Here is a 10,996-nt window from a genome sequence, read left to right on the forward strand (position 1 = left end):
AAATATATGCTTAACATATCTTTTTGATTAGATTAACACTACTATTTCCACATATTATCTGTGAGTTTTTCAATTTCTTTCTTAAGTCTTTCCGTCTCTTTATTGTTAATAATATATTTGCCATTAACTAAATATATACAATCTCCCTCTTTAACACCCTTTGGTAAATACATAACTGGTATATTTACCATTCCCATATCTTCTTTTTCACATACAGCGTACTCTTCTTCAAATCTATCTATAATTATCATAAACCTTCCTCCTTTTATACTATTATTAATAATAAACATAATTTTTATAACTTAATGGTAAATATTTCATTTTTATTTATATATATTATACCTAGTATTTTTTCTTATTAGTAGTAATAATTACACATTAACTTTCATAATTTATAAGGAATAGAGGGGTTGATGTTTTGAAAAAAAAATTTTTAATTTTATTTATAATAATAATAATAATAACCACTGGCTGTACAAAGGTAAAGTCATCACTAAATAAAGAAAAAACATATCTTGATTATTATACCCAAGAACTAGTAACCAATCTTAATAAATCAGAGCCAACGCGTATTTCTGTATTTTATAAAGAGTTTTTTAAAGAATTTGATTTTCCTTCTACAGAATCTAAAGATATTGTTAGTTTTTTAAATTCTTTAGATGAAAGCTATTTCATAAAAAAACCTAATGATTTACCTGAATCTTATAAATATAAAGTATATATTGAATTTCCAAATAAAAAATATGGTATAACTATATTTAACGAAAAATATATATCTATCTATGATTGGGATGGTAAATATGAAGTTGATTACTTGAATATAACTGAAGTGCCAATTTCCTATAACCTATATGGAATATGTAAATATTTTACAGAAGAATAATTAGAAATAATAAAAAATATAAAAGGCAGAAGAATATTTTTTCCGCCTTTTATATTTTATCAGATGACTATCAGCTCTAATTAAATTATATATCTAATAAAAATGCCTCATAAGCTCTGCAAGTTTCATATATGTCTGCTTTACTTGCAATTTCCCATGGTGCGTGCATATTGTGTAGGGCTACACCTGAATCTATAACTTCCATTCCATACTCAGCAAGAATGTATGCTATAGTACCACCGCCGCCTTGGTCAACTTTTCCGAGTTCTGATGTTTGCCAATAAACATTATGCTTATCCATTACTCTTCTTAATTGAGCAATAAATTCTGGATTTGCATCATTACATCCGCCTTTTCCTCTTGCTCCAGTATATTTATTGAATACCACACCTTTACCGAAGAATGCGTTATTTTGCTTTTCACTTACTGATGGATAATTTGGATCAAAAGCTGCACTTACGTCTGAAGAAAGCATTTTAGAATTTGCAAGGGCTCTTCTAACTTTAAGTTCACTATAATCTTCAACAAGATTTACAAGTTCTGCTACAGTGTTTTCAAAGAATCTTGACTGCATTCCTGTTGCACCTTGACTTCCAACCTCTTCTTTATCTACAAGTAATGTGATACAGGTTTTATCTGTACTCTTAATTTTCATCATCGCTTCAAAAGAAGTATATGCACATATTCTATCGTCATGACCATAGGCCATAACCATTGAACTATCTAAACCATAACTTCTAGCTCTTCCTGCTGGAACAACCTCTAGCTCTGCTGATACAAAGTCTTCCTCTGTAATTCCGTATTTTTCATTAAGAAGTCTTAATATGTTAAGTTTAACTCTATTTTTAGCCTCTTTATCTTCTACTGGTATAGAACCAACGCATACATTTAGACTTTCTCCTTCAATTCCTTTAGCTAATGTCTTAGCCATTTGATCTGCAGATAAGTGAACTAATAAATCTGATATTCCTACTACTGGTTCCCTATCATCTTCACCTATAACTATATTTACTACACTTCCATCTTTTTTAATCACAACACCATGAATTGCTAGAGGTATAGTAACCCACTGATATTTTTTAATTCCTCCATAGTAATGAGTTTTAAGCATTGCAAAATCTGAATCTTCATATAATGGATTTTGCTTTAGATCAAGTCTTGGTGAGTCAACATGTGCTCCTAATATTTTAAAACCTTTTTCTATAGGTTCTGTTCCTATTAAGAATAATGCAAGAGTTTTTCCCATGCAATTAGCATAAACTTTATCTCCAGCTTTAAGCTTTCTTCCTTCAGCTATGTACTGATTTATATCTAAATATCCGTCTTTTTCTGCCATTTCTATGAATTCAGTAACACATTCTCTTTCAGTTTTACACTTTGACATAAAATCTATATATCTATCTGATAATTCGAATGCCTTATCAAGGTCTTCCTTTCCGTATTTATCCCAGACCAATTCATACTTCTTTTCTAATTTTTTTAAATCTTCCACTAAAATCCCTCCCAATAAAATCATAGTCATATAATTATACTTTTATATTAACTCAACTCAAATTGATTTACAATTCAAATTTATGAAAATTTCAAACGTATATTATATTTAAATTTATTACAGTAAACTTTATAAGTAAGTACCTAATACAACTTAAAATTTTTATAAAATTATTCTTTAAATTATATTTTTTACTCTAAAACTCTTAAGGATCTTGACTATCCATGATTCTCTTTTCAATTGTTTCTACCGCAGTACAATTTGATGTGGCATTATATCTAAAATTAGCTGCTGCAGCTTCGATTATAACTGCTATGTTACGCCCTGGCTTTAAAGGTAACACTATTTTCTCTACTTCAACACCTAGTATCTCCATATACTCTTTATCTACTCCAAGCCTTTCATATTTATCATTTACGTCCCAGTTAACTAAAGAAATAACTAAATTGATATTTTTTTGAGAAACTATACAGCTACTACCATAAATTGCTGATAAATCAATAATCCCCATACCTCTAACTTCAAGCATTCCGGTAGTTATATAAGGACAAGACCCATATAACTTTCCATCTATCTCTTTAATATCTACTGCATCATCAGCTCCAAGCCTATGACCTCTTTTAATAAGCTCCAATGCTGCTTCACTTTTTCCTATTCCACTTTCTCCTATAATCAAAATGCCAATTCCATACACATCTACTAAAACACCATGGAGCCTAGTTTCTGGAGCTAACTCTGAGTCTAAAAAATTACTAACCCTATTAATGAATTTTGTAGTCTTATCAATACTTCTGAGAACAGTAACATTTTTATTTCTTGCTTCTTCTAAAAATTCATCATGTACTTTTAATCCACTTGTAATTATTACTCCAGGTATTGGGAAAGAAAAGTATTTTTTTATTCTACGTATCCTTACTTCTGGATCAAGACACTTTAGATAACTCCACTCAGTTTTACCTACAACTTGAATTCTCTTATTATCGAAATAGTCATAGAAACCAGCAAATTGTAATCCAGGCCTATTTATTTCACTTACCACAATATTAGATTCTAAATCTCCTTCTACTAAAACCTCTAAATTATAGTTGTTAACTAAATCTAAAACTTGTACTCCCATCTTACGCCTCCCCTACCTCATATCTTGCCTTTATGATTATTGTTTACTTAAATTCTATTTTACTAATTATAATGTTTTGGGTCTACAGGTTTATATCCACTAATTTGAGCCTTAAAATTTCTTTTAACATTATCTATATACCTTCTTCTTAAAACTTGCTGTCTATTTCTTTCAGCTTCTGTTAAACCAGATTCTTGGCTCTTTTTATATAAAAAGTTTATTTCCTCAATAACTTCTTCTATTTTCATATTATCAATATTTATATATTCTTTATCCATTTTTCCTCCTAATAGTCTAATAAATAATTATATAGCAATATTACATAAATATTACTATAATGTTAATTGTAGTAAATGTTATATATTTTTTTTAAATTGTTTTAAACTTATATTTGTTGTATGTCGCAAGTTGTATTATTATATTTACTTCGGGATCCCAGAAATGGCTTTAAGTCATCTTCATATATTTACTTATAAGTTTTTTATGATACATTTATCGCTTTTATGGTGATTTTTGTAAAACTTAATATGAATTTGACTATTAATAATCATTAACATTATGTTATATCTCTGTTAAAATAAAAATATAAAGTTTAAGGATGTGATGGTATGTTATTAAAATTTAAATTCCTAAATCAAAAAATTAAATCTTTCAAACTGCTACTACATGTACTGCTTAGATTTAAGAGACCTACAGATAATATTGTTGTAATATGCTCTCAACATTTAGATGAATATATTGTAGAATATCAAAAGATGAGTCATAATTCTAATAATGATAAAACACATAAAAAATTAGCCTAATGCACTTCCACATTTATAATATTTTTACATTTTAAAATATCATCATAATGTTTATTAATATAATCATAATTTTTGTCTGTATTATCTATATACAGTTTAAATGAAATATCACAGTTAAGGGTATTGAAAAAATATTTACCTATAGTTTCCATAGGGTTAAACATATTATTCCAGGAACTGCCCCCATTAAATATAAATATACCCTGTTTTCGCTGTTTTATATTTTGTTTAAAAATAAACTTTTTACTCCAGATTACTTGACACCTATCTATCAATGATTTTAATGGTGATGGAAACATACCAAAATACATAGGAGATGCTAAAATGATTATATCACATTCTTGTATATATTTATAAATATCCGTCATAGAATCTTTAATTGAGCACTCCCCTAAAACTTTACTACAATATTTGCAATCAATACATGGGTTAATATTCATATCATAGCAATTAATATACTTTATTTCCACGTTGATATTAATATCTTCCAAAATCGAATCTACTATTTTATTTGTGTGACCTTCTTTATTGGGAGAACCATTTATTATAATTATTTTTTTCATAATTAATTATAACTCCATAATTAATTCATCAATATCTACAGGTAAAACTTCTCTATAAAATGCAACTAAAAAATTCATTGAATCATAATCATCTTCAGAAAGCTCATAAGACAACATTTCATAATCTAGATCATATTCCTCTGAAATTTCATCTACTATGTCATTAATATTATCTATTGCAGTATCATTTAAATAAGGTAGAAAGTACTCTTCATACCATTGTTCTCCTTCTCTTTTTTCATCACAATCTTCATTTGCAAATTCTCTAGCTCCTTCAATTTCTAACTCGTCAAATTCGTAAGAAAATTTAATTATGAAGCAATGATCATGCTTTTTTACTTCTGTAATATTTTCTAAAGCATTATCTTCTAAAATCTTTATAATTTGTTGTTTATTCATAATATAGTACTCCTTTATTTTTATTTATTATATTTTTACTACATTTATTTAATTTCTGCATTTATAAGTATCTATATGCAAGATTTCTTTAATTAACTAAATTTATTAATTTATATTTGTTTATGTATTTCTGTATACTATATACTTTCATTTATTGTATAATAACGCTTAAATTTTACCTTTATTATATAATAATCTAAATTTTAGTATAAATCCATATGAAAGTTTTAAAATAGCCTATTTAAAGTTATTTATAATAACTTTAAATTTACAAAATAAATAAGAACTGTTAAAAGGTTATATTTATAAATAATCTTTTAACAGTTCCATCTATTTTGATATCTCTAATAAATAACTTTTATTCTTTACCTTCCACTAACTCATACATTTCATCAGCTTTTTCCATATAAAGAATTCCTTCTAAATGATCCATTTCATGACAAAAAACTCTTGCAATAAAGTCTTCTACTTCATATTTTATAAGTTTACCATTTTCATTTAAAGCTTCAACTAACATCTTTGTAGGTCTTTCAACCAATCCTTCATATCCAACATAACTAAGACACCCCTCATAATCTCTAGCTGTTTCTTTAGATACTTTAATAGCTTTAGGGTTAATTAGTATTAACGGCGAAGAATTATCAGGCGTTAAGTCAATTAATATAACTCTTTTGTTTACAGCAATTTGTGGAGCTGCAAGTCCAATACCTTCAACCGTTGATAATGTATCCTTTAAATCTTGAATTAATTCTCTTATTTCTTCATTTATCTCAACTACAGTATCACTAACCCTTTTTAAATGTTCATCTCCATATTGAACTATCTTCTTTACTGCCATCTTAAGTTACCCCTTTCATATTCTTTCATAAGTATATTAAAACATATTTTTATATATTTTTCATCCTATGTTTTTAGTGTTTTACTAAAATACTAAGAAAAATAACCTACATAATAGCATAATAAAATTATCAAAGAAATACATCCCCTTAGTATATGATGTTTTAAATTCAGCTTATTAAATAATTTATATCCATGAATTATTGCAGCTACATGTATTGATATCAATCCTAACAAAAGTATATATAACATATTACTTCCACTCTTAAACTGTGTAATAGAAGCAAGTAAAATAGCTATGCTTCCTGTAATCATCAATAAATTAGGGAAAATACTTTCTCTGCTTTCTTTGATGGCCATAGCACAAGCAAACATAGATAATCCACCATAGATTATTATTAAAATCAAGGAAATAAGTTTAAAAGTCATAGCCATATTACTCCTCCTATTCTGAATTTTTTCATTTATAATTCATTCAATTATTTTAAATGTTCTTCAAACCAATTTGTTATTTCTGTAATTCTTCTTATTCTATGCTTCGGTTTTCCACTTCTACTAAGCTCATGGTTTTCTCCTCTAAACATGCAAAGTCTAGCTTCAACTCCATGATATTTTAAAGCTGTGAACATCTGTATACCTTCAGCTAACCAACATCTATAGTCTTCTTCTGAATGTATAAATAAAGTTGGTGTCTTAACTTTATCTGCATATTTAAGCGGTGAATGATACCATAATTTATCCACATTACTCCATGGAGTCACACCATTTTGATCATCTACAAAATAAAACCCTATATCTGTAGTGCAAAACTTAGAAATCCAGTTAGATATACTTCTTTGAGATGCTGCAGCTTTAAATCTATCAGTATGACCAATTATCCAGTTAGTCATAAATCCTCCATAAGATCCACCAGTTACCCCTACATTGTTTACATCAATATTTTTATACTTATCTAAAACTATATCTGTAAAAGTCATTATATCATGGTAATCAATAGTTCCATATTTTCCTCTAATGTCTGCATAAGCTCTCCCATGACCATCACTACCCCTTGGGTTACAAAAGAATACAAAGTACCCCATATTAGCCCAAAGTTGCATCTCATGATAAAAAACTTCACCATACACAGTTTTAGGTCCACCATGAATATCTAAAATAGCAGGATATTTTTTATTTTCTTCAAAGTCTACAGGTTTTAATACCCATCCTTCTATTACAACACCTGGTTCTGTTTCAACCTCAACTCTTTCTGGTTTCGAGATTTTTAATTCATCATGAATCCACTGATTAAATTTTGAAATTTCACACTCTACATCATCTTTTAAAGAATATATTTCTTGTAATTTTTGATTTCTAAGGCCTATAAATAATATATTACCATTCTTAATATCAAAACAATCTACAGACCCTTTATTGAAACTTATTTTTTCTATATTGCCATCTATATTGATTCTGTTTATATAAGAACTATCTATTTCTGTAGTTATAAAATATAAGTATTTACTATCCCTTACAATAGATTTTCCTTCTCCATATCTACAATCTGAACCTACAGAATTCCATGTACTTTTATCAAAATCTGGAGTTAATAAGGTTTTAATCTTAGTAGTTATATCTATTAAGTAGAATTTACCATCTTCATTAATTCCATATTCTTTCATATCGCTTCCAAGTACTATTAATCTATCTTCATTCATGAAATTTACATAGCTATAAGAAAATTTTTCTTCTCCGTCAATTAAAGAAAGCTTATCTAATTTAATATTATAAATATATAGCTCATCATTAATTGCTGCCTTATCTTTATAGGAGCTTGAAGCAAATACTACCTTACTTTTATCTTCACTTAATTCTAATGACATAACCGAAGTATACTCATCAGTTATTAAGTTTATTTCCCCTGTACTTACTACGTATTTATATAATCCACTTCTCTTTTTATTAGTGAATCCACCACCATTGCTCCAAAATGGAATCTCATCTAAAACTTCATAGTCCTTCTCTTCTTTTCTACACTTTAATTCCTCAGCTTTTTCAGCGTCAGAAAGTCCAATTAAACTTTTTTCTCCTACTTTATGAATCGCCGTGAATAGGAATATATCTTCATCCACCTCAATTATAGTTTCAACTAACATAGGGATTTTAAAAGCCTTAACAGCTTCTCCTCCACGGATATTTAACTTGTAGAATTGAGTAAACTCATCACCATCTTCAAGTTTCTTTTTATCCTTACTATCTCTTACTCCTTGAAATAGTATAGTCTCATTATCTTGGAGCCATATATAACTTCTTTCTTTATTAAAAGCAGTCAATTGATGATACTTATTTAAAGTTAAATCATAAAGCCACAAATTAGAATCATATGTGTTATCCTCTAAGTTACAATTAGACACTACAAAACAAGCAGTATCTCCCTTTGGTGAAAAGTTTAGAGATGATAAAAAATTATATTTTGTGAAATCTTCTAGTTGAATGTTTTTCATGACGTCCCCCCCAAATTACATATTGAAATAATTATACCATATTTTAACTTCATTGTAATTATTATAATATACTCCACTATTCTTTTCTTAAACTAAATCAATTAATCATTGTACAGCTTTACTCCTTGCATAACAATAAAGTAAATATCTTTTTTAGATTTCACTTACTTGATTTATATAGAGTTCCATTATCAAAATTTTATCATACATATCACAAAAACATATGTACGTAAACCTATAATTAATATATAATGTATTTAACTACTAAACAGATATTATAGCTTTAANNAGTAAAACAAAAGATGACAGGTGAAAAAATGACAAAACAAACACATGAATCTGGTGGATTTTTAATTGGAGTTATGACTATTTACCCAATGATCCTAAAGAACTTAAACAATTACTTATTAATTTATCAGTTATTATTGATAATTTTATATTTTCGTGCAGTAAATATTGGAGCACTCTTTCCTGATATAGATCTTAAAAGTTCTTATATAAGTAAAAGATATCCATTAATTTCAAAATCCTTAGGTAAAAAATTTAAACACAGAGGTTTTACTCATAGTTTATTGTGCTTAATAGTATTATATATAATTTATATTTTTTTTATTTACATAAGCAACTGGAATGTGGTAATAGAAATATTATGCTATGGCTTTTGGTTTGGGTATGCATCACATATATTTCTAGATTTATTTACTCACCAAGGGGTAGAATTATTATTTCCACTAAAAATTAATATTAATTTCCTTAATCTTAAAACTAATTCAATAGGCGAAAAAATCTTTAACAAAATATTAAAGATTTTATATTTACTACCATTATCATATTATATTTATAAAATCTATATTTATTTTCTACTATAACCTACTATGATTAAAGCTTGTATTATAACCTACTACATTCATAATTTCAGTAGCTATAGTACAAGCTTTAATATAATATTAAATATTTTCTGCCATATCTTTTGAATCTTTTTCTGAAGGCTTTAATTGAGAAATTATTATAGCTATAAATATAAGTATACATCCAACTAAGCCTCTAGCACCAATTCTCTCTTCTAAGAACATAGCACCTCCTAATGCACCAAATACAGATTCCATGCTAAGAAGTATAGCTGCATGTGACGGTTTTGCATTTTTTTGTGCTACTACTTGAAGAGTATAGGCAACTCCTACAGATAAAAGCCCACCATACAATATTGATACCATAGCTCCAGAAATCCCTACCATGTTAATATCTTCAAATATAATAGCCATTACTAAACTTAAAATTGAACATGTAGCAAATTGTACACTTGATAACTTTAATGGATCTATTTTTTTAGTAAAGTTGTCAATTAATAAAATATGTACAGCCCATCCTACAGATCCTATTAGTACTAATAAATCACCATTTGATATAGAAAAATCTTCATTAATGCTTAATAGATATAATCCAATAATTGCTATAACTATTCCTATCCAAGTACTTTTATTAACCTTTTGCTTTAAAAATAATCCTAATATAGGAACTATAACCATATAGAGTCCAGTAATAAAACCAGCCTTTCCGGCAGTTGTACCCATAACTCCCATTTGCTGAAGACTTGTTGCTATAAACAAGGCACAACCTGCAATTATTCCAGCTTTAACTGTAAGCTTTAAAGAATCTCTATCATTATTTTTGGTTTCCTCATTTTCTCCTTTTTTCTTATTTAAAAATAAAATTAACGGTATTAATGAAATACTTCCAAGGGCAAACCTAATACCATTATATGTAAAAGCACCTACATGTTCTGCTCCTACCTTTTGAGCTACAAACGCTAACCCCCATATTGCAGCTGTAAGTAGAAGTAAAATATTTGCTTTTAGTTGAGTCTTAGTCATAATAATCCCCTTTCAATTTAAACATTTTTCATTACGAAAAAATTATTTTCTCATAATGAATAGTCTATATGTTTTTTAACATATACTTATTTGAATTCTACAATTTTTTCATTATTCCTCTTTTAAATAAAATTTTATTAGTACTACAATTTTATTGCTTATATATATGTTATTATTATATATTTAAGTGTATAATTACTATAAATAAACTTATGTGTGAATAATAACTATAGTAAGGAGGCGTTTAAATGAAATTTATAAAGAAGAATGGAAAGGTTGTTTCCTTTGAGCCATCAAAAATTAAAACTAGTGTTGAAAATGCTGGCTCTGATGTAGATATTCAACTTAACTCTAAAGAATTAGAACTAATTGTTTCAGATGTAGAGTCAATCTTAATATCTTTATCTAGAGAAATAACTACTGGTTATGAAGTAAGAAGTATTGTAGTAGAAGCATTAATTAAATATGGATATAAAAATATAGCTGAGTCATATATGCTAAACATACTATAATTCTAAATCAGTTGTAAAAAGGGGGCGTCGCAAAAT

14 protein-coding genes are annotated in these 10,996 nt (G+C 27.5%); 4 read left to right on the top strand and 10 right to left on the bottom strand.

The features are described 5' to 3' along the window. Nucleotides 1–41: 41 nt before the first annotated feature. On the bottom strand, nt 42–251 hold the full coding sequence (locus tag B3630_RS00515; RefSeq protein WP_346894547.1) for a DUF3006 domain-containing protein: 210 nt from the start codon (nt 249–251) through the stop codon (nt 42–44). A 167-nt stretch (nt 252–418) separates the two neighbouring features. Here B3630_RS00515 and B3630_RS00520 point away from each other — a divergent pair, with 167 nt between their 5' ends. Further along, complete coding sequence (locus B3630_RS00520) at nt 419–883, top strand: DUF4883 family protein (RefSeq protein WP_346894549.1); 465 nt, start codon at nt 419–421, stop codon at nt 881–883. An 85-nt stretch (nt 884–968) separates the two neighbouring features. Here the strand turns inward: B3630_RS00520 and B3630_RS00525 are convergent, their stop codons facing one another. From B3630_RS00525 to B3630_RS00535, 3 genes are all read right to left on the bottom strand, one after another. Then, nucleotides 969–2,375, bottom strand: coding sequence for an aminopeptidase (locus B3630_RS00525; RefSeq protein ID WP_414632982.1), 1,407 nt, complete (start codon nt 2,373–2,375; stop codon nt 969–971). Nucleotides 2,376–2,580: 205 nt separating this feature from the next. Next, nucleotides 2,581–3,492: an HPr(Ser) kinase/phosphatase gene (gene hprK, locus B3630_RS00530; protein WP_346894553.1), complete on the bottom strand. Its 912-nt coding sequence runs from the start codon at nt 3,490–3,492 to the stop codon at nt 2,581–2,583. 62 nt (nt 3,493–3,554) lie between these two features. Further along, nucleotides 3,555–3,755, bottom strand: a complete 201-nt coding sequence (locus B3630_RS00535) for a DUF896 domain-containing protein (protein ID WP_346871096.1) — start codon at nt 3,753–3,755, stop codon at nt 3,555–3,557. A 345-nt stretch (nt 3,756–4,100) separates the two neighbouring features. Here B3630_RS00535 and B3630_RS17435 point away from each other — a divergent pair, with 345 nt between their 5' ends. Next, complete coding sequence (locus B3630_RS17435) at nt 4,101–4,295, top strand: aspartyl-phosphate phosphatase Spo0E family protein (protein ID WP_346871088.1); 195 nt, start codon at nt 4,101–4,103, stop codon at nt 4,293–4,295. On the opposite strand, the gene B3630_RS00540 is transcribed toward B3630_RS17435, so the two are convergent. The 5 genes from B3630_RS00540 to B3630_RS00560 all read right to left on the bottom strand — a co-directional run bounded on the left by B3630_RS00540 (nt 4,292) and on the right by B3630_RS00560 (nt 8,577). After that, nucleotides 4,292–4,858 (bottom strand): flavodoxin family protein, encoded by a 567-nt coding sequence (locus tag B3630_RS00540; RefSeq protein WP_346894555.1) that lies wholly within the window; start codon nt 4,856–4,858, stop codon nt 4,292–4,294. The genes B3630_RS17435 and B3630_RS00540 overlap by 4 nt on opposite strands. A 6-nt stretch (nt 4,859–4,864) precedes the next feature. Beyond that, the gene (locus B3630_RS00545; protein ID WP_346894557.1) at nt 4,865–5,257 is read right to left on the bottom strand and encodes a hypothetical protein; all 393 of its coding nucleotides are present in this window, start codon (nt 5,255–5,257) and stop codon (nt 4,865–4,867) included. Between the two features lie 358 nt (nt 5,258–5,615). Then, nucleotides 5,616–6,095 carry a peptide deformylase gene (gene def / locus B3630_RS00550; protein WP_346894559.1) on the bottom strand — a complete coding sequence of 160 codons (480 nt, stop codon included), beginning with the start codon at nt 6,093–6,095 and terminating at the stop codon, nt 5,616–5,618. 92 nt (nt 6,096–6,187) lie between these two features. After that, nucleotides 6,188–6,529 (bottom strand): hypothetical protein, encoded by a 342-nt coding sequence (locus B3630_RS00555; RefSeq protein WP_346871084.1) that lies wholly within the window; start codon nt 6,527–6,529, stop codon nt 6,188–6,190. A gap of 44 nt (nt 6,530–6,573) precedes the next feature. Beyond that, entirely contained in the window at nt 6,574–8,577 is a 2,004-nt protein-coding gene (locus B3630_RS00560) for a S9 family peptidase (protein ID WP_346894561.1), read from the bottom strand. Between the two features lie 317 nt (nt 8,578–8,894). On the opposite strand from B3630_RS00560, the gene B3630_RS17440 reads away from it, so the two are divergent. Further along, nucleotides 8,895–9,446: a metal-dependent hydrolase gene (locus tag B3630_RS17440; protein WP_414632983.1), complete on the top strand. Its 552-nt coding sequence runs from the start codon at nt 8,895–8,897 to the stop codon at nt 9,444–9,446. A gap of 78 nt (nt 9,447–9,524) precedes the next feature. On the opposite strand, the gene B3630_RS00565 is transcribed toward B3630_RS17440, so the two are convergent. Beyond that, on the bottom strand, nt 9,525–10,448 hold the full coding sequence (locus B3630_RS00565) for a DMT family transporter (RefSeq protein WP_346894563.1): 924 nt from the start codon (nt 10,446–10,448) through the stop codon (nt 9,525–9,527). Between the two features lie 248 nt (nt 10,449–10,696). Between B3630_RS00565 and B3630_RS00570 the strand changes: the two genes are divergently transcribed. Continuing rightward, nucleotides 10,697–10,960, top strand: coding sequence for an ATP cone domain-containing protein (locus tag B3630_RS00570; RefSeq protein WP_346867374.1), 264 nt, complete (start codon nt 10,697–10,699; stop codon nt 10,958–10,960). The last annotated feature ends 36 nt before the right edge of the window (nt 10,961–10,996 follow it).

Origin of the sequence: Clostridium sp. UBA7503, from assembly GCF_002477055.1 — a bacterium.
Lineage (GTDB): Bacteria > Bacillota > Clostridia > Clostridiales > Clostridiaceae > Clostridium_J > Clostridium_J sulfidigenes.

Excerpts from the sequence above, each read along its gene's own strand:
- B3630_RS00560 (WP_346894561.1), bottom strand. The coding sequence starts at position 8,577 with ATGAAAAACATTCAACTAGAAGATTTCACAAAATATAATTTTTTATCA.
- B3630_RS17435 (WP_346871088.1), top strand. The coding sequence starts at position 4,101 with ATGTTATTAAAATTTAAATTCCTAAATCAAAAAATTAAATCTTTCAAA.
- hprK (WP_346894553.1), bottom strand. The coding sequence starts at position 3,492 with ATGGGAGTACAAGTTTTAGATTTAGTTAACAACTATAATTTAGAGGTT.
- B3630_RS00515 (WP_346894547.1), bottom strand. The coding sequence starts at position 251 with ATGATAATTATAGATAGATTTGAAGAAGAGTACGCTGTATGTGAAAAA.
- B3630_RS17440 (WP_414632983.1), top strand. The coding sequence starts at position 8,895 with ATGACAAAACAAACACATGAATCTGGTGGATTTTTAATTGGAGTTATG.
- B3630_RS00545 (WP_346894557.1), bottom strand. The coding sequence starts at position 5,257 with ATGAATAAACAACAAATTATAAAGATTTTAGAAGATAATGCTTTAGAA.
- def (WP_346894559.1), bottom strand. The coding sequence starts at position 6,095 with ATGGCAGTAAAGAAGATAGTTCAATATGGAGATGAACATTTAAAAAGG.
- B3630_RS00555 (WP_346871084.1), bottom strand. The coding sequence starts at position 6,529 with ATGGCTATGACTTTTAAACTTATTTCCTTGATTTTAATAATAATCTAT.
- B3630_RS00565 (WP_346894563.1), bottom strand. The coding sequence starts at position 10,448 with ATGACTAAGACTCAACTAAAAGCAAATATTTTACTTCTACTTACAGCT.
- B3630_RS00570 (WP_346867374.1), top strand. The coding sequence starts at position 10,697 with ATGAAATTTATAAAGAAGAATGGAAAGGTTGTTTCCTTTGAGCCATCA.
- B3630_RS00540 (WP_346894555.1), bottom strand. The coding sequence starts at position 4,858 with ATGAAAAAAATAATTATAATAAATGGTTCTCCCAATAAAGAAGGTCAC.